General features: G+C 72.5%; 22 protein-coding genes. 15 read left to right on the top strand and 7 right to left on the bottom strand.

Annotation, left to right across the window (positions count from 1 at the left end; translation table 11 throughout):
* Positions 1-105 precede the first annotated feature (105 nt).
* From IE305_RS09140 to IE305_RS09125, 4 genes are all read left to right on the top strand, one after another.
* Positions 106-1,617, top strand: coding sequence for an MFS transporter (locus tag IE305_RS09140; RefSeq protein ID WP_190128919.1), 1,512 nt, complete (start codon positions 106-108; stop codon positions 1,615-1,617).
* A 1,242-nt stretch (positions 1,618-2,859) separates the two neighbouring features.
* Positions 2,860-4,650 carry a DEAD/DEAH box helicase gene (locus tag IE305_RS09135; RefSeq protein WP_190128918.1) on the top strand — a complete coding sequence of 597 codons (1,791 nt, stop codon included), beginning with the start codon at positions 2,860-2,862 and terminating at the stop codon, positions 4,648-4,650.
* A gap of 261 nt (positions 4,651-4,911) precedes the next feature.
* On the top strand, positions 4,912-5,553 hold the full coding sequence (locus tag IE305_RS09130; RefSeq protein WP_190128917.1) for an IclR family transcriptional regulator: 642 nt from the start codon (positions 4,912-4,914) through the stop codon (positions 5,551-5,553).
* Positions 5,554-5,652: 99 nt separating this feature from the next.
* Positions 5,653-6,498 carry a S16 family serine protease gene (locus tag IE305_RS09125; RefSeq protein WP_190128916.1) on the top strand — a complete coding sequence of 282 codons (846 nt, stop codon included), beginning with the start codon at positions 5,653-5,655 and terminating at the stop codon, positions 6,496-6,498.
* Between the two features lie 42 nt (positions 6,499-6,540).
* On the opposite strand, the gene IE305_RS09120 is transcribed toward IE305_RS09125, so the two are convergent.
* The 3 genes from IE305_RS09120 to IE305_RS09110 form a co-directional block, all read right to left on the bottom strand.
* Entirely contained in the window at positions 6,541-7,230 is a 690-nt protein-coding gene (locus IE305_RS09120; protein ID WP_190128915.1) for an NAD(P)H-dependent oxidoreductase, read from the bottom strand.
* Positions 7,231-7,270: 40 nt separating this feature from the next.
* Positions 7,271-7,648: an ArsR/SmtB family transcription factor gene (locus tag IE305_RS09115; RefSeq protein WP_373311549.1), complete on the bottom strand. Its 378-nt coding sequence runs from the start codon at positions 7,646-7,648 to the stop codon at positions 7,271-7,273.
* A gap of 65 nt (positions 7,649-7,713) precedes the next feature.
* Positions 7,714-8,178, bottom strand: coding sequence for an Lrp/AsnC family transcriptional regulator (locus tag IE305_RS09110; RefSeq protein WP_190128914.1), 465 nt, complete (start codon positions 8,176-8,178; stop codon positions 7,714-7,716).
* A 124-nt stretch (positions 8,179-8,302) separates the two neighbouring features.
* Here IE305_RS09110 and hppD point away from each other — a divergent pair, with 124 nt between their 5' ends.
* Both hppD and IE305_RS09100 read left to right on the top strand, forming a co-directional pair.
* Positions 8,303-9,448, top strand: coding sequence for a 4-hydroxyphenylpyruvate dioxygenase (hppD, locus tag IE305_RS09105; protein ID WP_190128913.1), 1,146 nt, complete (start codon positions 8,303-8,305; stop codon positions 9,446-9,448).
* Positions 9,449-9,512: 64 nt separating this feature from the next.
* Positions 9,513-10,898, top strand: coding sequence for an FAD-binding oxidoreductase (locus tag IE305_RS09100; protein WP_190128912.1), 1,386 nt, complete (start codon positions 9,513-9,515; stop codon positions 10,896-10,898).
* A gap of 126 nt (positions 10,899-11,024) precedes the next feature.
* Here IE305_RS09100 and IE305_RS09095 read toward each other — a convergent pair whose 3' ends face one another.
* The gene (locus tag IE305_RS09095; protein WP_190128911.1) at positions 11,025-11,441 is read right to left on the bottom strand and encodes an SsgA family sporulation/cell division regulator; all 417 of its coding nucleotides are present in this window, start codon (positions 11,439-11,441) and stop codon (positions 11,025-11,027) included.
* 392 nt (positions 11,442-11,833) lie between these two features.
* Here IE305_RS09095 and IE305_RS09090 point away from each other — a divergent pair, with 392 nt between their 5' ends.
* Positions 11,834-13,147: an RDD family protein gene (locus tag IE305_RS09090; protein ID WP_229890705.1), complete on the top strand. Its 1,314-nt coding sequence runs from the start codon at positions 11,834-11,836 to the stop codon at positions 13,145-13,147.
* A gap of 96 nt (positions 13,148-13,243) precedes the next feature.
* Positions 13,244-13,963, top strand: coding sequence for an RDD family protein (locus IE305_RS09085; protein WP_190128909.1), 720 nt, complete (start codon positions 13,244-13,246; stop codon positions 13,961-13,963).
* Between the two features lie 15 nt (positions 13,964-13,978).
* Here the strand turns inward: IE305_RS09085 and IE305_RS09080 are convergent, their stop codons facing one another.
* Entirely contained in the window at positions 13,979-14,257 is a 279-nt protein-coding gene (locus IE305_RS09080) for a hypothetical protein (RefSeq protein ID WP_190128908.1), read from the bottom strand.
* Between the two features lie 338 nt (positions 14,258-14,595).
* Here IE305_RS09080 and IE305_RS09075 point away from each other — a divergent pair, with 338 nt between their 5' ends.
* Together IE305_RS09075 and IE305_RS09070 are read left to right on the top strand one after the other, a co-directional pair.
* Positions 14,596-17,004 (top strand): immune inhibitor A domain-containing protein, encoded by a 2,409-nt coding sequence (locus IE305_RS09075; protein WP_190128907.1) that lies wholly within the window; start codon positions 14,596-14,598, stop codon positions 17,002-17,004.
* Between the two features lie 161 nt (positions 17,005-17,165).
* Positions 17,166-17,480 carry a hypothetical protein gene (locus IE305_RS09070; protein WP_190128906.1) on the top strand — a complete coding sequence of 105 codons (315 nt, stop codon included), beginning with the start codon at positions 17,166-17,168 and terminating at the stop codon, positions 17,478-17,480.
* A gap of 21 nt (positions 17,481-17,501) precedes the next feature.
* Here the strand turns inward: IE305_RS09070 and IE305_RS09065 are convergent, their stop codons facing one another.
* Complete coding sequence (locus IE305_RS09065) at positions 17,502-18,095, bottom strand: isochorismatase family protein (RefSeq protein ID WP_190128905.1); 594 nt, start codon at positions 18,093-18,095, stop codon at positions 17,502-17,504.
* Positions 18,096-18,213: 118 nt separating this feature from the next.
* The gene (locus IE305_RS09060) at positions 18,214-19,545 is read right to left on the bottom strand and encodes a nicotinate phosphoribosyltransferase (protein WP_190128904.1); all 1,332 of its coding nucleotides are present in this window, start codon (positions 19,543-19,545) and stop codon (positions 18,214-18,216) included.
* A 128-nt stretch (positions 19,546-19,673) separates the two neighbouring features.
* Between IE305_RS09060 and clpS the strand changes: the two genes are divergently transcribed.
* The 5 genes from clpS (at position 19,674) to IE305_RS09035 (ending at position 23,447) form a co-directional block, all read left to right on the top strand.
* On the top strand, positions 19,674-19,976 hold the full coding sequence (gene clpS, locus IE305_RS09055; protein ID WP_190128903.1) for an ATP-dependent Clp protease adapter ClpS: 303 nt from the start codon (positions 19,674-19,676) through the stop codon (positions 19,974-19,976).
* Positions 19,976-20,569 (top strand): DUF2017 domain-containing protein, encoded by a 594-nt coding sequence (locus IE305_RS09050; protein ID WP_190128902.1) that lies wholly within the window; start codon positions 19,976-19,978, stop codon positions 20,567-20,569. The genes clpS and IE305_RS09050 overlap by 1 nt, the downstream gene beginning before the upstream one ends.
* Before the next feature lie 377 nt (positions 20,570-20,946).
* Entirely contained in the window at positions 20,947-22,422 is a 1,476-nt protein-coding gene (locus IE305_RS09045; protein WP_190128901.1) for an amino acid permease, read from the top strand.
* A 153-nt stretch (positions 22,423-22,575) separates the two neighbouring features.
* On the top strand, positions 22,576-22,998 hold the full coding sequence (locus tag IE305_RS09040; RefSeq protein ID WP_190128900.1) for a M67 family metallopeptidase: 423 nt from the start codon (positions 22,576-22,578) through the stop codon (positions 22,996-22,998).
* A 167-nt stretch (positions 22,999-23,165) separates the two neighbouring features.
* Positions 23,166-23,447, top strand: coding sequence for a MoaD/ThiS family protein (locus IE305_RS09035; RefSeq protein WP_190128899.1), 282 nt, complete (start codon positions 23,166-23,168; stop codon positions 23,445-23,447).
* The last annotated feature ends 7 nt before the right edge of the window (positions 23,448-23,454 follow it).

Genomic DNA, 23,454 nt, shown 5'->3' with positions numbered 1-23,454 from the left:
ACGTCGGCAAGCATGTGCGGCCCTCCGGCCTAGGCCCTATGGACCATGCCATTCCGGTCGTCCGACAGGGGTGCCCCCGCCCCACCCGCCCCTACGCTGACAGTCATGGCCGATACCCCCACTGACCAGCACATATCCCCGGACGTCCCGTCCATCGCGCCCGTGCAACAGGCCGGGGACGCCGACGGCGTCCTCGGCCGCCGCCACCGCGCCCTCACCCTCGGCATCATCACCGTCGTCTCCCTCGTCGCGTTCGAGGCGAGCGCCGTCACCACCGCCATGCCGGTCGCGGCCCGCGCCCTGGACGGCATCGGCCTCTACGCCTTCGCCTACTCGGCGTTCTTCACCGCCAGCCTCTTCGCCATGGTGCTCTCCGGCGAGTGGTGCGACCGCAGCGGTCCGCTCGCGCCCCTCTTCACCGGCATCGCCGCCTTCGGGGCGGGCCTGGTGACGGCCGGCTCGGCCGGCGCCATGTGGATGTTCGTGGCCGGCCGGGGCGTGCAGGGCATCGGCGCCGGGCTCGTGATCGTCGCGCTGTACGTCGTCGTGGGCCGGGCCTACCCCGAACGACTGCGGCCCAAGGTCCTCGCGTCGTTCTCCGCCGCCTGGGTCGTCCCGGTGATCGTCGGCCCGCTGGCCGCCGGAACCGTCACCGAAACGATCGGCTGGCGCTGGGTGTTCCTGGCCATCCCCGTCCTGATCGTGCCGCCGCTCGTCGTCATGCTGCCGGCGCTGCGCAAGCTGCCGCCTGCCGGCGGTACGGACGGGATGGGCGGTGCGGACGGTACGGACGGCGCGAAGGCGCTCGACGGGCGTCGCATCGTGCTGGCGCTGGCCGTCGCCGTGGGCGCGGGCCTGCTCCAGTACGCCGGCCAGGACATCACGCCGCTCTCGCTGCTGCCGGCCGCGGCCGGGCTGGCGCTGCTGGTGCCGTGCGTGCTGCGGCTGCTGCCCCGCCGTACGTTCCTGGCGGGGCGCGGCCTGCCGGCGGTGGTGCTGCTGCGCGGCCTGGCGCAGGGGTCGTTCCTGGCCGCCGAGACGTTCGTGACGCTGATGCTCGTGACCGAGCGCGGCCTGACGCCCACGCTGGCCGGCCTCAGCCTCACGGGCGGCGGCCTGACCTGGGCCCTCGGCTCGTACACCCAGAGCCGCGCCCGGCTGGAACCGCACCGGGAGCGGCTGGTGGCCGCGGGCATGCTGTTCATCGCGCTCGGCGTGGCGCTGGCCCCGGCGGTCCTGGCGCAGGCCGTGCCGGCGTGGACGGTGGCGGTCGCGTGGGTGATCGGCGGCTACGGCATGGGCCTGACGATCTCCGGTGGCGCGGTGCTGCTGCTGAAGCTGTCCCGGCCGGGCGAGGAGGGCGCGAACTCCGCTTCGCTCCAGGTGTCCGACGCGCTGGGCAGCATCATGCTGGTGGGCCTGGCGGGCGTGCTGTTCGTCGCGGCGGGCGGCGCGTCGGCGGCCCCGGGCGCCACGGACGCGGCGGCCCCGCCGCGCGCGTTCCTCGCGGTCTACGCCCTGGCAACGGCGTCGGCCCTGGCGGGCGCGTACGTCGCCACCCGCCTGAAGCCGCCGCCGGCGGCCTCGCGGGACCAGGGCCCGGCCCGCGGGGCGTAACCCAGGCGGGGCCCGGCTGCTGGCCGCGTACGGTCACGGTCCCGTACGGGCGCGGCCGCACCGGGGCTGCGCCGCCGGGCCGTACGGGTAGGGATGCGGGCGGCGACCGCATCGGGGCTCCCCGCACCCCTACGGGTGGTCCGGACACGGGCGGGCCGGCCTCGGAGCCCCCGGTGCCGTGCCGCCGGGCCCGTAGGGGACCCGTCGCGGCCCTTCCGGGTTGCCGCTGACCCGTACGGAATGCCGGGGTGGCCGGCGGCCCCGGCCCGACTCGGTCGTCGTGCGCCCCAGGGCGTGTCCGGCGGATCATGCAGTGCCCCATAGGGACGCGGGGCGGTGTCGGTCTGCGGCTCCGCCGCGTGGGCGCGATCGGCCACCGACGGCCCGCAGCTGCCACGCCACCCCGGGGCCGGCCGCGGGCGCGTCGTGGCTTGTCGCGCAGTTCCCCGCGCCCCTACGGGGCGCCGTGGTAGCGCGTGACGAAGATCCGCCGGACACGCCCTTAGGGCCCGTAAGGGATCCGTCGTGGCCCCTCGCGGTTGTCGGCGACCCGTACGGGATCCGGGGGCGGCCCGCAGCCCTGCCCCGGCTCCGTCGTCTAGCGCCGTAGGGCCCGTACGGGACCGAGCGGCGCCGCGCCCCGGGCCCGTCCGGATCCGTCGCGCCCCCTCCGGGTCCCCGACCCGACCCGTACGGGACCCCCGGGGCCGCCCACACCCCCGTCCTCACCCCGAGCGCCCTACGGAACCCGTACGGGTCCCCGCGGCGCCCCGCCACCGGGCCCTCCGGGGCCCGCCCCGCACACCCCCCAGCGCATCGCCCCCACCCCCCGTACCGCTCCCCACCCACAGGGTCGGGGTGGGGCCCGAGCCGGGTATGTGACGTCCGTCCCACCCTCGGGTGAGGGCCGCAGGTCTCACCCGGAGGGGGGCCGGGGCGCAGGTAGGCTGACGCGGTTCCCGCTCGCCGTGCCGGGCGGCTCCTGCCGGGCCGGCAGGTTGCCGGACGACGCGGTCGGCGGAACCGCCGCCGGCGGCCGGAAGCCGGCCGGCGACAGCCGGAACGACCAGGCCGACCAGGACGACCAGCCGGAAGCCCGCCGGCGACCGACCAGCGACCGACCAGCCGGAAGCCCGCCCGCAGCCGACCAGTAACCGACCAGCGACCGACCGACGACGACCAGCCGGAAGCCCGCCCGCAACCGACCAGCCGACCGCCGAGAGCCGACCGCCGACGGAGACCGTGACTACCACCGCCGCCCATCACCACCTCTCGCCCGCCTTCCCCAACCGCGCCCCCTGGGGTACGGCCAACAAGCTGCGTGCCTGGCAGGAAGGCGCGATGGGGAAGTACCTGCAGACCCAGCCGCGTGACTTCCTCGCCGTGGCGACCCCCGGCGCCGGAAAGACCACCTTCGCGCTCACCCTCGCCTCCTGGCTGCTGCACCACCACGTCGTGCAGCAGGTGGCCGTCGTCGCCCCGACCGAGCACCTGAAGAAGCAGTGGGCGGAGGCGGCCGCGCGCATAGGTATCAAGCTGGATCCCGAGTACAGCGCCGGGCCTCTCGGCCGCGAGTACCACGGCGTGGCCGTCACCTACGCCGGCGTGGGCGTGCGGCCCATGCTGCACCGCAACCGGTGCGAGCAGCGCAAGACGCTCGTCATCCTCGACGAGATCCACCACGCCGGTGACTCCAAGTCCTGGGGCGAGGCCTGTCTGGAGGCGTTCGAGCCGGCCACCCGCCGTCTCTGCCTGACCGGTACGCCGTTCCGTTCCGACACCAACCCCATCCCCTTCGTGACGTACGAGGAGGGCTCGGACGGCATCCGCCGCTCGGCCGCCGACTACACCTACGGCTACGGCAACGCCCTCAACGACGGCGTCGTGCGGCCCGTCATCTTCCTCTCCTACAGCGGCAACATGCGCTGGCGCACCAAGGCGGGCGACGAGCTGGAGGCCCGCCTCGGCGAGCCGATGACCAAGGACGCCGTCTCGCAGGCGTGGCGCACGGCCCTGGACCCGCGCGGCGACTGGATGCCCAACGTGCTGCGCGCCGCCGACCGCCGTCTCAGCGAGGTCCGCAAGAGCATCCCCGACGCGGGTGCGCTCGTCATCGCGTCCGACCAGGAGTCGGCCCGTGCGTACGCCAAGCTGATCCGTGAGATCACCGGCGAGGGTGCCACGCTCGTCCTCTCCGACGACGCCGGCGCCTCGCAGCGCATCGACGACTTCTCCCAGTCCGACGACCGCTGGATGGTCGCCGTCCGCATGGTGTCCGAGGGCGTGGACGTGCCGCGCCTGGCGGTCGGCGTGTACGCCACGACGATCTCGACGCCGCTGTTCTTCGCGCAGGCCGTCGGCCGTTTCGTGCGGTCCCGCCGGCGCGGCGAGACCGCGTCCGTCTTCCTCCCCACCATCCCGACGCTGCTGAGCTTCGCCAACGAGATGGAGGTGGAGCGCGACCACGTCCTGGACAAGCCCACGAAGGAGGGCGAGGAGGAGAACCCGTACGCGGAGGAGGAGAAGCTCCTCGCCGAGGCGGAGAAGCAGCAGGACGAGGACACGGGCGAGCAGGACATGCTGCCCTTCGAGGCGCTCGGCTCGGACGCCGTGTTCGACCGGGTGCTGTACAACAGCGCCGAGTTCGGCATGCAGGCGCACCCGGGCAGCGAGGAGGAGCAGGACTACCTCGGCATCCCCGGCCTGCTGGAGCCCGACCAGGTGCAGTTGCTGCTCCAGAAGCGCCAGGCCCGGCAGATCGCGCACAGCCGCCGCAAGCCCGACACGGAGGCCGACCTGCTGGAACTGCCTGCCGAGCGGCGCCCGGTGGTGACGCACAAGGAGCTGATGGAGCTGCGCAAGGAGCTCAACAGCCTGGTCGGCGCGTACGTGCACCAGAGCGGCAAGCCGCACGGTGTCGTCCACACGGAGCTGCGCCGGGTGTGCGGCGGCCCGCCGAGCGCCGAGGCGACGGCGGGTCAGCTGCAGGAGCGCATCAAGAAGGTCCGGGAGTGGGCCACCCGCATGCGATGACGGCGCCGGTGACAGCGCCGTTGACGCCGCGCGCCCGGCGCGCGGCGGTTCGCGGTGACCGGATTGTGGGCAGACTCTTTCGCTGAGCGGACCGGCGGCGTTACGGTGCCGGTCACGCACACGCCCCGTGGCAGCGGCGCCGCGGAGCGCAGCCGGATCATGCGTCTAACGGCCGGCGGCCTCTTCTCGCGCGCTGCCGGACGGGACCGGCGGCGCAACCCCACCGCGACGAGGGCCGCCACTCATCGGAGGAGGGGCGTCGTGACCGCGGAGACCTCGCAGACGCTCGACAGAGGACTGCGCGTCCTCAAACTGCTCGCCGACAGCGACCACGGCCTGACCGTCACGGAGCTGTCGCTCCGCCTCGGCGTCAACCGCACGGTCGTCTACCGTCTGCTGGCCACGCTCGAGCAGCACGCACTCGTACGGCGCGACATCGGCGGCCGCGCCCGCGTGGGCCTGGGCGTGCTGCGGCTCGGCCGGCAGGTGCACCCCCTGGTACGGGAGGCGGCGCTGCCGGCGCTGCGCTCCCTGGCGGAGGACGTCGGCGCCACCGCACACCTCACGCTGGTCGACGGCGCGGAGGCGCTGGCCGTCGCCGTTGTCGAACCGAGCTGGACCGACTACCACGTGGCCTACCGCGCCGGGTTCCGTCACCCCCTGGACCGCGGCGCGGCCGGCCGGGCCATCCTCGCCGCCCGGCGCGGCGAGGTGGACCAGCCGGGGTACGCGCTCACGCACGGCGAACTGGAGGCCGGCGCCAGCGGTGCGGCCGCGCCGCTCCTCGGCGTGACCGGCATCGAGGGCAGCGTCGGCGTGGTGCTGCTGTCGGACACGGTCCCGGAACGGGTCGGCCCGCGCGTGATGGAAGCGGCGAAGGAGGTCGCGGACGCCCTCCGCTGACGGGGAGGGGTGACGGTACGGGGGCGGGGCTCGGCGCGCCCGACTGCGCGCACGCCCCCGGAGCACGGTCGCGCGGCCGGCGTGAACTAGATTCGACGCATGCCTGCCGCGCCCTCCGACGCCTCCGCCCCCGCACCCGACGCCTCCGGCGCCCGCGCCGCCCGCCGCCGGCTGCGTACGCTCGCCGTCTGCGCCGCGCCCGTCGTCGCTCTGCTCGCCGTCGCCGTCCTGGCGCCGCTGCCGTTCACGATCGCGCAGCCCAGCGCGACCGTGAACGTCCTGGGCGTGGACAAGGGACAGCCGGTGATCACCATCCAGGGGACGCCGACCCGCGGCACCAGCGGTCAGCTGCGCATGACCGCCATCGGGGCCACCGGCCCCGATGTCGAGGTCCGGCTCGCCGACGTGGTCTCCGGCTGGTTCCGCACCGACCGCGCGGTCATGCCGCACGACGCCGTCTACCCGGCGGGCAAGTCCGACCAGGAGATCGAGCAGCACAACCTCTCCGACATGAAGAAGTCGCAGGACGCCGCCACCCAGGCCGCGCTCGCCCTCCTGCACCGCTCGCCCGGCGACGTCAAGGTCGGGCTGCGCCTGGCCGACATCGGCGGGCCCAGCGCCGGCCTGCTGTTCGCGCTCGGCATCGTCGACAAGCTGGACGGCGACGGCCGCGGCGGCGACCTGACGGGCGGCAGGACCATCGCCGGAACGGGCACGATCGAACCGGACGGCACGGTGGGGCCCGTCGGTGGTGTGTCGCTCAAGATGCAGGCGGCGCACCGGGACGGGGCGACCGTCTTCCTCGTGCCGAAGGAGGAGTGCTCGGACGCGACGGGCGAACTGCCCAAGGGCCTCCGGCTGATCCCGGTGACGAACCTCAAGGGGGCGGTCGGCGCCCTCAAGGACCTGTCCGCGGGCCGGCCGGTGCCCAGCTGCTCGTCCTAGGCGGCCTCCGGGTGGCGCTCCGGGTGGCCCCTAGGCAGCCCTCTAGGCGGCCCCGGCCTCGTACCCTGCCCCGGCCCTGACCCTGACCCCGACCGATTCCCGCACCGTCTCCAGCGCCGTCGTCCGCTCGTCGTCGGTCATCCGGGCCGGCCCGTAGGTGATGACGGGTTCGAGGACCTCGTAGCCGACGAACTCGAACATGCCGCGGTGGATATGGAAGAGGAAGTCGTCCATCGGCCCGACCGCGCCGCCCGGCTGGAACGCCTCTCCGGACCCGCCGGTCGTGACCAGCAGCATGGCCCGCTTCCCGGCGAGCGCGCCGTCGCCGAAGGTGCCGTGGTCGCCGCCGAAGACCCCGCCCATCACGAAGACCCGGTCGATCCAGCCCTTGAGGACGGCGGGCAGCGAGAACCACCACAGCGGGAACGACAGCACGAGCAGGTCCGCGGCGAGCAGCCGGTCGAGGTGGGCCCGGACGGTCGCGTCCAGCGTCCCCTCCTTGACCGCGCGCATCTGCTCGGCCTGCGGCTTGAAGTGGCCTTCCACGGGCGGGAAGTCGTCACGCCCGAGGACCGGGCCCCAGCCCTCGGCGTGGAGGCCGTAGAGGTCGAGGACGTCGACCTGGTACCCGGCGTCCCGCAGGGCCTGCGCCGCGGTGGTCATCTGCGCGGTGCTGAATGAGAGCGGCTCGGGGTGGGCGTGCACGATCAGGGCGCGGGGGAGTGTCGGCATGACGCGAGCGTATCGACATATTGCGATGCGTCAATGGGATTTAGACCTCCGTGCCGATCGCCCGCGCCACCTCCGCCAGCCGCTCCTCGTCACGCCGGTAGTGGGTCCACTTGCCCACCCGGGTGGGCCGTACCAGCCCGGCCCGTTCCAGGGTGCTCATGTAGCTGGAGACGGTCGACTGGGCGAGCCCCGACTTCGCCTGGATGTGCGTGACGCACACCCCGACCGTCCGGCGGTCCGCGATCGGCTCGTACGCGGCGAAGTGCGTCTCGGGGTCCTTCAGCCACTGCATGATCTGCAGCCGGGCGGGGTTGCCGAGGGCCTTGAACACCTCGATCAGCTCACCCGGCCCAGGCCCCTGCCCCGCCGCCGTCCCCGCCACCCGGCCACCTCTCTCGTCCCGCAAGTCGTCCCGCATGTAGTTCCGCGTTTCGTTCCGCATTCCGGACACACCACCGTATCCCCGTACGCCGCCCGCCCCGCCTAGTCCTCCGACGCCTGCTTCACCAGCGGGATGATGCGCAGCGGCACCGGGTTCTCCATCACGATCGCCGTCGAGGCCCGGACGATCCCGTCGTACGCCACCACCTTGTCGATCACCCGCTGGAGGTCGGCGTTCGAACGGGCCACCAGCCGGCACAGCATGTCGCCGTGGCCGGTGGTCGTGTGCAGCTCCAGCACCTCGGGCACAGACGACAGGTGGCTGCGCACGTCGGCGCCCTGGCCCTGCTTGATCTCCAGCGTGGCGAACGCGGTCACCGGATAGCCCAGCGCCGCCGGGTCCACCTCCGGTCCGAAGCCGCGGATCACGCCCTGTGCCTGGAGCCGGTCGAGCCGTGCCTGGACCGTGCCGCGCGCCACGCCGAGCCGGCGGGACGCCTCCAGCACACCGATGCGCGGCTCCTCGGCCAGCAGCTCGATCAGCCTGCCGTCCAAACGATCGATCACCGTCGCCCGCCTCCCGTGGTCATCCTGTACACAACGCCCGATGGTTCTTGCGCACCGCTATGCAGATTGCCCAGCGAAAACGCAAAGTATTGCGCACCTTGTGGATCGGAGAGACGCTGCGGCCATGACTCAGACCACCGAACACACCTTCTCCGCCGAGCGGCAGGCCGATCCCTTCCCGGTCAAGGGGATGGATGCCGTGGTCTTCGCCGTCGGCAACGCCAAGCAGGCCGCCCACTACTACTCGACCGCCTTCGGCATGCGGCTCGTCGCGTACTCCGGACCGGAGAACGGCAACCGCGAGACGGCGAGTTACGTCCTGGAGTCGGGCAGCGCCCGCTTCGTCCTCACCACCGTGATCAAGGCGACGAGCGAGCACGGCCGCTTCCTGGCCGAGCACGTGGCCGAGCACGGTGACGGCGTCGTGGACCTGGCCATCGAGGTGCCGGACGCGCGCGCGGCGTACGCGTACGCCGTCGAGCACGGCGCCACGGGCCTGGAGGAGCCGCACGAGGTGAAGGACGAGCACGGCACGGTCGTCCTCGCGGCCATCGCCACCTACGGCCGGACCCGGCACACCCTCGTCGAGCGCTCCGGCTACGACGGCCCCTACCTGCCCGGCTACGTCGCCGCCGAGCCGCTCGTCGAGCCGCTCGCGCGCCGCAACTTCCAGGCCATCGACCACTGCGTGGGCAACGTCGAACTGGGCCGGATGAACGAATGGGTGACCTTCTACAACAAGGTCATGGGCTTCACGAACATGAAGGAGTTCGTGGGCGACGACATCGCCACCGAGTACTCCGCGCTCATGTCGAAGGTCGTCGCGGACGGCACCCGCAAGGTGAAGTTCCCGCTCAACGAGCCGGCCGTCGGCAAGAAGAAGTCGCAGATCGACGAGTACCTGGAGTTCTACGGCGGGCCCGGCGTGCAGCACGTCGCCCTCGCCACGAACGACATCGTCGCGAGCGTCCGGGCGATGCGCGCCGCCGGCGTGCAGTTCCTCGACACCCCCGACTCGTACTACGACACCCTCGGCGAGTGGGTGGGCGAGACCCGGGTGCCCGTCGAGACGCTGCGCGAGCTGAAGATCCTCGCCGACCGCGACGAGGACGGCTACCTGCTCCAGATCTTCACCAAGCCCGTCCAGGACCGGCCGACCGTCTTCTTCGAGATGATCGAGCGGCACGGCTCCATGGGCTTCGGCAAGGGCAACTTCAAGGCGCTCTTCGAGGCCATCGAGCGCGAGCAGGAGAAGCGCGGCAACCTCTGACGACCCGTACGGGCCGTCGGCGGGCGATCTTCCCCTCCCCACCCTGTGATGGCAGGGTGGGGTCATGGGTGATCTGATCGATCAGCTGCGCGAAGGGCTCCCCGCCGAAGCCGTCCTCACCGACCCCGACGTCACCGCCTCCTACGCCCGGGACATGGCCGGCTTCTGCCCCGCCGGCAGCCCCGCCGCCGTCGTCCTGCCCCGCACCACCGAGCAGGTGCAGCACGTGATGCGCACCGCCACCGCGCTGCGCGTCCCCGTCGTCCCGCAAGGGGCGCGTACCGGTCTGTCGGGCGCCGCCAACGCCACGGACGGCTGCATCGTGCTCTCGCTCGTCAAGATGGACCGCATCCTGGAGATCGACCCCGTCGAGCGCATCGCGGTGGCCGAACCGGGCGTCGTCAACGCGGTCCTGTCCCGCGCCGTCGCCGAGCAGGGCCTGTACTACCCGCCGGACCCGTCCAGCTGGGAGCAGTGCACCATCGGCGGCAACATCGGCACGGCCTCCGGCGGCCTGTGCTGCGTCAAGTACGGCGTCACCGCCGAGTACGTCCTCGGCCTCGACGTCGTCCTCGCCGACGGCCGGCTGCTGACGACCGGGCGGCGCACCGCCAAGGGCGTCGCCGGCTACGACCTCACCCGCCTCTTCGTCGGCTCCGAGGGCACCCTCGGCATCGTCGTCCGCGCCGTCCTCGCGCTCAAGCCGGCGCCGCCGCAGCAGCTGGCGCTGGCCGCCGAGTTCCCGTCCGTGGCCGCGGCCTGCGAGGCGGTGCGGCGCATCATGGCCGACGGCCACGCGCCCTCGCTGCTGGAGCTGATGGACGCGACGACCGTACGGGCCGTCAACTCCATGGCCCGCATGGGGCTGCCGGAGACCACCGAGGCCCTGCTGCTCGCCGCCTTCGACACGCCCGACCCGGCGCCCGCGCTGGCCGCCGTCGGCGAACTGTGCGCGGCGGCCGGCGCCACGCAGGTCGTACCGGCCGAGGACGCCGCCGAGTCCGACCTGCTGCTCCAGGCCCGCCGGCTGTCCCTGCCGGCGCTGGAGCGGCTGCGGCCCGCGACGATGATCGACGACGTGTGCGTGCCGCGGTCCCGGCTGGCCGCCATGCTCGACGGCACCGCCGCCATCGCCCGCGAACACGGCCTCACCATCGGGGTCGTCGCCCACGCGGGCGACGGCAACACGCACCCCGTCGTCTGCTTCGACCCCGCCGACCCGGACGAGTCGCGGCGGGCGCTGGAGTCCTTCCACCGCATCATGGCGCTGGGGCTGGAACTGGGCGGCACCATCACCGGCGAGCACGGGGTGGGCCTGCTGAAGAAGGAGTGGCTGGCGCGCGAGGCGGGGCCGGTGGCCCTGGAGGTCCAGCGCGGCATCAAGGCCGTGCTCGACCCGCTGGGCCTGCTCAACCCGGGCAAGGTCCTGGACCTGCCGGCGGCGGAGTGACGGCCGGGGGAGGGGGGAACCCGTAGGGCCCGTAGGTCCCTTACGGGTTCCCCGGCCCCTACGGGTCGCCCGACCCGCACCCGCACCCGCGCCCGCTCACGCGCCCGCCCCCGGCCCAGCCCCCGCTCACGCCCCCGACGCCAGCAGCTCCCGCAGGCCGCGCTCCAGCCCCAGCCACGCCCGCTCCCGCCCCGGCGGCACGATGCGCAGCGTCCGCTCCAGCCACTCCCCGACCTCGCCCGACCGCACCCGCAACAGCGCGCTGCCGTCGGGCGACGACAGCAGCACGCACACCACCGCGCGGCCCCCCTCCTTGCCCGGGAACACCCTCACGTCCCCCTCGCCACTGGCCCGGAACGCCCCCTCCATCAGCAGGTCACGGGCGAACGTCCAGGTCACGGGGGCGGCGGAGCCGAGATGGAAGGTGATGTGGACGGCGTAGGGGTCGTCCGTACGGTAGACCAGCCGGGCCGGCACGGGGACGCTGTTCTCGCGCGAGACCGCCAGCCGGACCTCGACGTCCTTCTCCACCACGCTGTGCATGACGTACGCCCTCTCTCCTCGCGTCTCTCTGGTGGCGCGGCTGCCTCGTCCGAGGCGGCCGCACACCGGTGAGAGGGCGCCGGGTACGCACTATGACGCGACTTCGCGCCACCGGCCGGAAATTTTTTCCGGTCGCAGTTTTTCGCCCGAAGGCAGTCTTTCGCTTGCGCTGCGTCTTCGTCCTGCTCCCGTCTTCGTTAATGTCGCACGAGGGCCCGCGCAGGAAGCGGCCCTGGGCGGCTGTGGCACGCGCGAGGCGTGCAGCCCGCGGTCGAACCGGTCGAACAGTCAAATGCGGTCAAAACTGGTTGACCCTGGTGGAAAATGGTCAAGCGTGGTGTTCATGAACGGAGTTGGGGGCATCGGTGACGTCTCCTAGCAGCCCTGAGAACGTGCCCGGCGAGGGGTACTACCCCGACCCGTCGATTCCCGGCTACATCCGTTACTGGAGCGGCACCGCCTGGGTACCCGGCACCAGCCGGCCCGCCCCCGCCGAGGGCGAGCCGATGCCCGCGCCGCCGGCCTCCGTGGCCGCGGCGGCAGCGCCCGCGCTCGCCGCACCCGTGCCGCCCACGCCCCGTACGGGGCAGCGGCCGGCGGACCCCCGCACCGCCGAGGAGACCGGGCCGGTGTTCCTGGACGAGGAACCCCGGCCGGCCGACGAGCCGACGGCCTGGAAGGCCGACACCGGGCGGCAGGAGGGCTTCGGCGGCGAGCGCGACCGCCGCGTCTCCTGGGGCGGCGCCCCCGCCCAGGACCCCCGCGACCCCCGCGACCCGCGCAGCACCCGTGACACCGGGCCGGCCGCCGGCCCCGTGACCGCAGCGCCCGGCCAGGGCACCCTCCACCTGCGCCCCAAGCCGCACGGCGCCGCCCCCGGCGGCCCGCCCGCGCCCCTGCCGTCGGCGCCCGCCGCGCCCGACCCCGGGCCGCTGCCCGTACAGGCCGCCACCGCGCCGGCCCTCCCGCAGCAGCAGTCGCCGCAGCAGGCCCCCCAGCTCCAGGCCCCGCAGCAGCAGTCGGCGCGGCCCGGTGCGGCGCTGCCCGTGCCGCGGCCGGAGTCCGCGCCCGTGCCGGCCGCCCGGCAGCAGCCGGGCGGCTGGGCCCGCCAGGTGCAGGAGCTGGCCCAGCAGGGCCCGGAGCCCGTGCCCGGCGAGCCGGTCACGCCGTGGAAGCCGCCGGCCGAGGACCCCTTCTCCGGCATGGCGCAGACGCAGGGCCGCCCGGCGTCGCTCGGCCGCCGGCTCGTCGCCCGGCTGCTGGACACGGCCGTGCTGGGCGGGGTGACGGCCACGGTCGCCGTCCCGCTGTGGAACAAGTCGGTCGCGCACATCGACGCCAAGGTCGAGCAGGCCCGGCAGAACGGCGAGACGGTGACGGTCTGGCTCATCGACGGCACCACCGGCACGTATCTGGCGATCGTGCTGGCCGTGCTGCTCGTCGGCGGTGTGCTGTACGAGGCGCTGCCGACCGCCAAGTGGGGGCGCACCCTCGGCAAGCGGCTGTGCGGCGTGCGCGTGCTGGACATCGAGGGGCACGACACGCCCGGCGCGGGCGCGGCGCTGCGCCGCTGGCTGGTGTACGGGGTGCTGGGCGTGCTCGTGGTGGGCGTGCTGAACGTCCTGTGGTGCCTGTTCGACCGGCCGTGGCGGCAGTGCTGGCACGACAAGGCGGCCCGGACGTTCGTGGCCTCGGCCGAGAGCTGACGCGACGGCGCCGGTCCCGTGAGGGCCGGGTGCCGTCCTGCCACGAACGGCATACGGCCGGATGCGCACCCCGGGGAGCTGGGTTGTACTCGGGCCATGAGCACCGATGAGCCCCAGGAGCCGCCACCGCCCGCCTCGGGCGCCTACCCCGGTGGTCCTCCACCGGCCGGTGGGCCCGTGGGCGGCGGCGGCCCTGCCGGGCCCGGTGGCCCTCCGCCGCCCACCGGGCCGCCGCCGGGCGGCACACCGCCCGGTGGCCCCTACGGCGGCGGTCCGTACGGTGGTGGCCCTTACGGGTCGCCGCCCCCGCCCGGCCACGGCGGCCCGTACCCGGGCGCCCCCTACGGGGGGCCGCCGAGCGACCCGCTCGCCGGGATGCCGCCGCTCGCCAACCGCTTCAAGCGGCTGATCGCCCGCATCATCGACGGGCTGCTCGTGTCGGTGCCGGTCAGCATCGTCTTCACGTTCGCGGCGGGCCACTACGACCCGTGGAACGACCAGAACAAGTCGACGGGGCTGTCGATCATCGTCGCGCTCGTCTACTTCGTCTACGAGGGCCTGATGCTCTCCACGCGCGGGCAGACCGTGGGCAAGATGGCCATGAAGATCCGTGTGGCGATGCTGGAGAACGGCGCGATCCCGCAGGGCGCGCCGGGCTGGACGCGCGCCGCGGTCTACTCCCTGCCGGAGGTCGTGCTGTGCTGCGGCTTCGTCTTCTGGCTGGTGAACGTCCTGTGGTGCCTGTGGGACGAGCCGTACCACCAGTGCGTGCACGACAAGGCGGCGAAGACCGTGGTGGTCTCCACCGCGGGGTGACCCCGCAAACCCGGCTCAGCCGTGCAGCGAGCGCTCGGGCACACCCGCCCCGGCGTGCGCGGGCGTGCGCGCCCGGCCGGCCGCCCGGCCCGCCGCGGAGGCGGCGTCCGGTGTGCCGCGCCGTGGTGCCGGCACCATGAGGGCGACGAGCAGCCCGAGCAGCAGGGCGCCCAGCGCGACGAGGGCGACGGCCGGCCCGGAGGGCCGGGACAGCAACAGCATGGCCAGGGCCGACGCGACGGTGGTGGCCGACCCGCAGGCGAGCTGTGCGGGGGTGGGTGCGGGACGCGACATGGGGATCCGTCCTGGGGCAGCGGGGGCAGCGGCAGGGGGCGCACGAGCCGGCTGAGGGCAGCACGTACCGGCCGGCCGGCTCTACCGTGCTCTCTGCCCGGGCCGAACCGTCGGTAAGCGTGACCTAACCCACGGTGGGGGGATCGTAACGGGCGTACGGGGGCGCGGGTGTGCCCGGGGCGCCAAGGGAGCCCCGCCTTCCGCCCGTTGTCGGCCGATTTCCGTAAGTTAAAGGCCGGATAACGTACTTGCTGTCATGCCCACAGTCAAGATCTGTCTTTTCCTGCGTCACTCCGGTCAAATACCTCCACAGTTCTTACTGGGGAGGACATTCACAAGTGAACATCAGCCAACGGAGGGTCGCCCGACCCGCCGCGATCGCGGTTGTGGTCGCCGCGCTCGGCGCGGGCACCCTGTCGGCAGGGGTCGCGCAGGCGGCGGGCACGACCGGCCCGTCCGACCGGCCCGCATCCGTCGAGCGCCATGACCCGGCGCAGGTCAAGCAGGGTGCGGAGCACGACCTCAAGGGCCCGTTCAGCAAGAAGCAGGAGGACGGCCGCAAGGCCGCGCTGGAGCAGGTGATCTCCGGCGACGCCAAGGCGGAGCAGCGGGGCGCCTCCAAGGTCGTGAAGCTGGGCCGGGACAAGTACGTCGAGCTGGGCCGGGAGAAGACCGACAAGATCTTCACCATCCTGGTCGACTTCGGCGACAAGGTGGACAACACCACCATGTACGACCCGGACGGTCCCGACGGCCCGAAGCCGCCCGTGGTGAAGTACGGCGGCACGCCCGGCCCGGCGCACAACCAGATACCCAAGCCGGACCGGAGCAAGGACAACAGCACCGCCTGGTCCGCCGACTACAACCGGCAGCACTTCCAGGACCTGTACTTCTCGCACGACAAGGACAAGGAGTCCCTGGCGAAGTACTACGAGAAGCAGTCCTCGGGCCGCTACTCGGTCGACGGCCAGGTCACCGACTGGGTCCGGGTCCCCTGGAACGAGGCGCGGTACGGCTCCAACTACTGCGGCTCCACCAACTGCACCAGCGCCTGGGACCTGGTCCGGGACGCGGTCAACAAGTGGGTCGAGGACCAGAAGGCCGCCGGCCGCTCCGACGCGGACATCAAGGCGACGCTGGCCCAGTACGACAAGTGGGACCGCAACGACTACAACCACAACGGCAACTTCAACGAGCCGGACGGTTACCTCGACCACTTCCAGATCGTGCACGCCGGCGAGGACGAGTCCGCCGGCGGCGGCGCGCAGGGCAAGGACGCGATCTGGGCCCACCGCTGGTACGCCTACGGCTCCGACGCCGGCAAGACCGGCCCCGCGGACAACAAGGCCGGCGGCACGCAGATCGGTGACACCGGCTTCTGGGTCGGCGACTACACCATGCAGCCCGAGAACGGCGGCCTGGGCGTCTTCGCCCACGAGTACGGCCACGACCTCGGCCTCCCCGACGAGTACGACACGACCGGCACCGGCGAGTCCTCCGTCGCCTACTGGTCCCTGATGTCCTCCGGCTCCTGGCTCGGCGAGGGCAAGGACACCATCGGTGACCTGCCCGGCGACATGAGCGCCTGGGACAAGCTGCAGCTCGGCTGGCTCAACTACGACAAGGCCAAGGCCGGCAGCCGCTCCCTGCACAAGCTGGGCGTCGCGGAGTACAACACCCGTGACAAGCAGGCCCTCGTGGTCGACCTGCCCGCCAAGAAGGTCACCACCGACGTGGTCAAGCCCGCCGAGGGCACCCAGCAGTGGTGGTCCGGCCAGGGCGACGACCTGAAGAACACGCTCTCCCGCAGCGTGGACCTCACGGGGAAGTCCAAGGCCGCCCTCGACCTGTCCGGCTGGTGGGACATCGAGGAGAACTACGACTACCTCTACGCCGAGGTCTCCACGGACGGCGGCAACAACTGGACGCCCGTCGACGGCACCGCCGACGGCAAGCGCATCACCCGGGACGGCGGCGACAAGCCCGCGCTGACCGGCGTCTCCGGCGCGTACAAGAAGCTGTCGTACAACCTCGACGCGTACGCCGGCAAGAAGATCGACCTGCGCTTCCGCTACGCCACCGACGGCGGCACCTCCGGCAAGGGCTTCACCGCCGACGCCATCACCGTCACCGCCGACGGTGCGGCGCTGTTCACCGACGGCGCCGAGAACGGCGACAACGGCTGGACCGCCAAGGGCTTCTCGCGCATCGGTGCCTCCTTCACCAAGGAGTACCCGCAGTACTACATCGCCGAGAACCGCCAGTACGTCTCGTACGACAAGACGCTGAAGGCCGGCCCGTACAACTTCGGCTGGCGCAGCACCCGTCCCAACTGGGTCGAGCACTTCCCGTACCAGAGCGGCCTGCTGATCTGGCTGTGGGACACCTCGCAGCCCGACAACAACGTCGGCGTCCACCCGGGCACCGGCCGCATCCTGCCGATCGACGCGCACCCGAAGGCCGAGAAGTGGGCCAACGGCAAGGTCATGGGCAACCGCTTCCAGGCGTACGACTCGACCTTCGGCCTGCGCCCGGCGCAGGGCTACACCGTCCACTCGGACGGCGTCGCCACCAAGGTCAAGGGCAAGCTCGGCGTCCCGGTCTTCGACGACCACCGCAACACCTACCAGGACCCGGCCAACCCCTCGGGCGGTGTGAAGGTCACGGACACCAACACCCGGATCCGCGTCCTGCACCAGGCCCTGGACGGCTCGACGATGATCCTCCAGGTCGGCCCGGCCAAGTGACACCGGACGGGTCCCTGTAAGGGGCACCCGTAAGAGCCGCAGCTCACAGCCGTCCGGCCGGCGCCCTCTGGCGGGCGCCGGCCGGACGTGCAGAGAATGCCTCTCATGATGGTCTTATCGACGCCACGACCCGTGCCGCCGGCCAGGGGGGTCTGAGAGGCATGGCAGGCGGTGGATACGCCAAGCTCCCCGACGGCAGCGTGGTCGTCGCGCTCTCGCTGACCGTGCCCGTCGCCCCGGCGGCGCCCGGCGGCCGCGTACGCGTCCTGGTGCACGCCGCCAACCGCCAGCGCGCCCTGACCCGGCTGCGCAACCTCGGCCTGCGCGCCGTCTACCTGCGCGGCAACACCGAACCCCCGGACCCCGACGAGATCACGGCCGTCCTGCACCACCCGGACGGGCTGGTCTGGCGCTCCGTCCCCGGCGTCGACACCGAGTCCTGGCACCCCATCCGGCAGCTGCGCCCGTACGGGTGACCGTCAGGGCCGTCGGCCGTCTCAGGCGGCCTGGACCACCGGCCGGCCGGTCAGTTCCACGCCGGCGGCCCGCAGCTCCTTCAGGGCCTGCTCCGTGGTGTGCGCCGACACGCCCGCCGTCAGGTCGAGCAGGACGCGCGTGGCGAAGCCCTCGTGGCGGGCGTCCAGGGCGGTGGCCCGCACACAGTGGTCGGTGGCGATGCCGACGACGTCCACGTCCGTCACGTCCCGCTCGCGCAGCCAGTCGGCCAGCGCGGTGCCGTTCTCGTCCCGCCCCTCGAACGCGCTGTACGCCGCGGCGTGCGCGCCCTTGTCGAAGACCGCCTGGACCGCGCCCGAGGTGATGGCCGGCGCCAGGTTGGGGTGGAAGCCGCTGCCCTCGGTGCCCGCCACGCAGTGCCGCGGCCAGGACCGCTCGTAGTCGGGCTCGTCGGAGAAGTGCTCCCCGGGGTCGACGTGCATGTCGCGCGTGGCGACGACGTGCGCGTACCCGGCGGGCGCCTCGCCGACGAGGTCGGTTATGGCCGCGGCCACGTCGGCGCCGCCGGCCACCGCGAGGCTGCCGCCCTCGCAGAAGTCGTTCTGCACGTCGACGATGATCAGTGCACGGTGCATGGTGCAGATCCTTTGTGAGGGGTCCCTCGGCCGACTGTGCGGATCAGCCCTGTGTGACCGAGGGTAGTGACTCCGGTGGGACGGCGGGAGGTGGCAGAGGGGGCCTGTCAGGGGCCCGTCAGGGAAGGTAGTGGGTGGGCAGCACGGGCTCGCCCCGCGAGAGCTGCGTCGCCGACATCGGGAGCGCCGCGCGCGCCGCGCGGTGGCGGTCGCGCGGCGCGTCCAGGGGCTCGCGGGCCACGACCTCGCCCCCGCGCACCAGCGGCACCAGCAGCTGCCGGTCCACCAGGTCCGCCGGGACCTCGCCGGTGCCCACGACCTCGGCCTCGGCCACACCGTCGGCGTCCACGCGGCGCGCGGCCCACTTGCGGCCGCCGAGGGACGCCTTGCCGCCCATCGACTTCTTCGCCACCGGCACCAGCGGCGCGTCGGCGCCCGGCCCCTCGGCGCGGGCGACCAGCTTGTAGACCATGGAGCAGGTGGGGTGGCCGCTGCCGGTCACCAGCTGGGTGCCCACGCCGTACGCGTCCACCGGCGCGGCGGCCAGCGAGGCGATGGCGTACTCGTCCAGGTCGCTGGTGACGACGATGCGGGTGTCCTTGGCGCCCAGCTCGTCCAGCTGCTGCCGGACCCGGTGGGCGAGCAGCAGCAGGTCGCCGGAGTCGATACGGACCGCGCCCAGGCCCGGCCCGGCCACCTCCACGGCCATCCGCACGGCCTCGGCCACGTCGTACGTGTCCACGAGCAGCGTGGTGCCGGCGCCCAGCGAGTCGACCTGCGCCGTGAAGGCGTCGCGCTCGGTGTCGTGCAACAGGGTGAACGCGTGCGCGCTGGTGCCGACCGTCGGGATGTTGTAGCGGAAGCCGGCGGCGAGGTCGGAGGTGGAGGTGAAGCCGCCGACGTAGGCGGCGCGGGCGGCGGCCACGGCCGCCAGCTCGTGGGTGCGGCGGGCGCCCATCTCGATCAGCGGCCGGTCGCCGGCCGCGACGGCCATCCGGGAGGCCGCGGCGGCGACGGCCGAGTCGTGGTTGAGGATCGAGAGGATCACCGTCTCCAGCAGCACCGCCTCGGCGAAGGTGCCCTCCACCCGCATCAGGGGCGAGCCGGGGAAGTAGACCTCGCCCTCGGGGTAGCCCCAGATGTCACCGCGGAAGCGGTAGTCCGCCAGCCACTCCAGGGTCGCCTCGTCCACGATTCGCTGGTCGGCGAGGAAGCCCAGCACGCCGCTGTCGAAGCGGAAGTTCTCCACGGCGTCCAGGACCCGCCCGGTGCCCGCCAGTACGCCGTAGCGCCGGCCCTCCGGCAGCCGGCGGGTGAAGACCTCGAAGACGCAGCGGCGGTCGGCGGTCCCGGACCGCAGCGCGCCCTGCAGCATCGTCAGCTCGTACCGGTCGGTGAAGAGGGCCGTCGACGGCACTGTCACCGGGAGTCCCAGGTCCGCAGTGTTCATGTGGTGATGCTACCCCCGCTACTCGTCAGAGTGACGATTTCCCCCCGGGGCTTTCTGCGGACCTCTGCGGGCTCGCCGGAGGGGGGCCCGTTTGCGCGGGGCGGGGTGCCGAGTGGCAGCATGGAAGCGTGAGTGTTGCACCGGTCGAGATCGAACGACCCGAAACGGGTGAGTCGCCGTACGCGGTGGCCGAGCCGGACGTCCCCTGGGTGACGCTGGTGCACAACGACCCCGTCAACCTCATGAGTTATGTGACCTACGTTTTCCAGACGTACTTCGGCTACTCCAGGGACAAGGCGCACCGGCTGATGCTCGACGTCCACCACAAGGGCCGCGCGACGGTCTCCAGCGGCAGCCGTGAGGAGATGGAGCGCGACGTGCAGGCGATGCACGGGTACGGGCTCTGGGCGACCCTCTCGCAGGACCGTTGATGGCCGGGCACTTCGAGCCGCTTCCCGGCGGCGGGGCGGCCGTTGCCCTGGACGAGGTCGAGGTCTCCATCCTCCGCAGCCTGGCGGTGCAGCTCCTGGAGCTCATCGGGCCGGGGGAGACGCACGGCCCGGAGTCCGTGGACCCGCTCGACCGGCTCTTCGCCGAGGGCCCCAGCGAGCCGCCCTCCGACCCGGCCCTGGCCCGGCTCTTCCCCGACGCCTACGGCGCGCCCGGCACCGAGCAGGACCAGCGGGAGCGGGCGTACGCGGCCGAGTTCCGCCGCTACACGGAGAACGACCTGCGCGAGCGCAAGCGCCAGGACGCCCTGGGCGTGGTGCGGTCGCTGGACGCGCTGACCGTCGCGGGCGACGACGCGGCCGTGCTGCGGCTGGCCCCCGAGGACTGCCGGCAGTGGATCGGGACGCTGAACGACCTGCGGCTGACGATCGCCGCCCGGCTGGAGATCGGCGACGAGGACGACAGCGGGCAGCTGTACGGGCTGCCGGACGACGACGCGCGCAAGCCCATGGTCATGGCCTACCTCTGGCTCGGGGGGCTCCAGGAGACCCTCGTGGAAGCGCTGATGGCCTGACCTGCGCCGGAACGACACCCGACCGTCGTCCGTTATCCGGACAAGCGGACGGTGTCATGTCCGGAGTCCGGACATGCGCCTCGATCCTCAGCGGACGCTCAAGTCCGGATAACGATCGAATCACTGTGGTGGCGGCTATTAGTAGCCGTTATGCATTTTGTCCTGATTTAGTTGTGGCGTGCGCCACAAAGTCCTCGGGTGCGCCCGGACGATCACCCGTTCACCCGTGATACATCTTGCCGACCTGCCTCCGCGACGCCACCCCTGTCGCGGCGGGAGCGCTGAGCCGACCGACCGTCGGCACTTGCAGGACTCCATCCGGGGGGATCGGAACCCGGTCCGGTGATACGGACCGGTATGGAGAAAGGCGCACCACCATGACCTCTGAGCAGGTCGCCGACCGCACCGCAGTCGAGGACGCGGCGCGGGACGGAAGCGGCAAGGAAGCTTCCGAGGGTTACCAGCGGGGGCTGGGCAACCGACAGATCCAGATGATCGCCATTGGTGGCGCCATCGGCACCGGCCTGTTCCTGGGCGCGGGCAAGGCCATATCCAAGGCCGGGCCGTCGCTGATCCTGGGTTATGCCATAGCCGGCCTGGTCATCTTCTTCATCATGCGAGCGCTCGGCGAGCTGCTCATGTACCGCCCGGTCTCGGGCTCCTTCTCCGAGTACGCCCGCGAGTTCCTCGGGCCGTTCTTCGGTTACGTCACCGGATGGACGTACTGGCTCTTCTGGGTCGTCACCGGCATGACCGAGGTCACCGCGGCGGCCACCTATGTGCAGTTCTGGGACAAGTCGATACCCCAATGGGTGTCGGCCCTCGGCTTCACCGTCGTCCTCTACCTGGCCAACCTGATCTCCGTGAAGCTCTTCGGCGAGCTGGAGTTCTGGTTCTCCATGGTCAAGGTCACCGCCATCATGGGCATGATCCTGATCGGCATCGGCGTCATCACGCTCGGCTTCTCCGAGGCCGGTGAGACCGCCTCGTTCAGCCAGCTCTGGTCGCACGACGGGTTCTTCCCCAAGGGCATCGGCGGCACGCTGATGACCCTGCACATCGTGATGTTCGCCTTCATGGCGGTCGAGCTGGTCGGCGTCACCGCCGGCGAGGCGAAGGACCCCGAGAAGACCCTGCCCAAGGCGATCAACACCGTGCCGTGGCGCATCGGCCTCTTCTACGTCGGCTCCCTCATCATCCTGATGTCGGTGATCAGCTGGACGAACTTCAAGGCCGGCGAGAGCCCCTTCGTGGCCGCCTTCCAGCGCATCGGCCTGCCGGCCGGCGCGGGCATCGTCAACTTCGTCGTCCTCACGGCGGCGCTGTCGTCCTGCAACTCCGGCATGTACTCCACCGGCCGCATGCTGCGCGACCTCGCGCTCAACGGCCAGGGCCCGAAGTTCTTCGCCCAGCTGTCGAAGAAGGGCCTGCCGCTGCGCGGCACCACCGTCTCCGCCGCGCTGATGCTGGTCGGTGTCTGGATCAACTACCAGTGGCCGGGCGACGCCTTCAACTACGTCGTCTCCTTCGCCACCATCTCCGGCCTCTGGGCCTGGGTGATGATCCTCGCCTCGCACCTGCGCTACCGCCGCCTGGCCGACAAGGGCCTGCTGCCGCGCTCCACGTTCCGCGCCCCCGGTGCGCCGTGGACGAGCATCTTCGGCCTGGCCTTCATCGGCGCGGTGTTCGTCCTCATGGGCATCGACGAGGACGCCCGGGTGTCGCTGTACTTCGCGCCCGGCTGGGCCGCGATCATGGTGATCTCCTACTTCGTCCTCAAGCGCCGCAACCCCGAGGCGTTCGCCCGCCGCGACCTGCCGGTCCACGCCGACACGACCGGCCCGGCGGCCTGACGGCCACACCGCACCCCCCACCCGGAGGGCCCGCCCGTACCGCACGGTACGGGCGGGCCCTCCGCGTCGTGGGCACCGGGCGCACAGCGGGATTTCATCCCCCCGCAACAAGAGGCCGTGTCCGGCCTCGTCCCGGCTGCCTATTCTTTGCGCATGCTGACCCTGACCCAGGACCTCTACGACAAGATCGTGGCGCACGCCCGCGCCGACCACCCCGACGAGGCGTGCGGAGTCGTGGCCGGGCCGGCGGGCAGCGACCGCCCCGAGCGGTTCGTCCCCATGCTCAACGCGGCCCGGTCGCCCACGTTCTACGAGTTCGACTCGCAGGACCTGCTCCGGCTGTACCGCGAGATGGACGACCGCGACGAGGAGCCGGTGATCATCTACCACTCGCACACGGCGACCGAGGCGTACCCCTCGCGCACCGACCTCACCTACGCCAACGAGCCGGGCGCGCACTACGTGCTCGTCTCCACCGCCGACACCGACGGCGCCGGCCCCTTCCAGTTCCGGTCCTTCCGCATCGTGGCCGGCGAGGTCACCGAGGAGGACGTCCGCGTCGTCGACGCGTACTGAGCCGTAGGGGCCGTACGGGCCGTAGGGGCCGAGCCGTACGGGGCTCCGGGACCCGTACGGGGAATCGATACGCTGCCCCCACCGTTGATCCCGGCGGGGACTCCCCGCGGGGCGGCGCCACGCGCCACGTACACCGCGCACCGCACACCAGCAGGCAGGAGCACACCATGGCCATCGAGGTCCGCATTCCGACCATCCTCCGCACGTACACGGACGGCCAGAAGGCGGTCGCGGGCAGCGGCGCCACGATCGGCGCGCTCTTCGAGGACCTGGAGAGCCGTCACCCGGGCATCCGCGAGCGCCTGGTCGACGACTCCGGCGAGCTCCGCCGCTTCGTGAACGTCTACGTCAACGACGAGGACGTCCGCTTCCTCGCCGGGCTGGGCACCGAGCTGGGCGACGGCGACAACGTCACCATCCTCCCGGCCGTGGCCGGCGGCGCGGCCTGAGCGGCAG

Origin of the sequence: Streptomyces mashuensis, assembly GCF_014654785.1 — a bacterium.
In the GTDB taxonomy this organism is placed as follows: Bacteria; Actinomycetota; Actinomycetes; order Streptomycetales; family Streptomycetaceae; genus Streptomyces; species Streptomyces mashuensis.
Note: the sequence above shows the minus strand (reverse complement) of the source record. Positions and strands in the feature narration are given on the sequence as shown.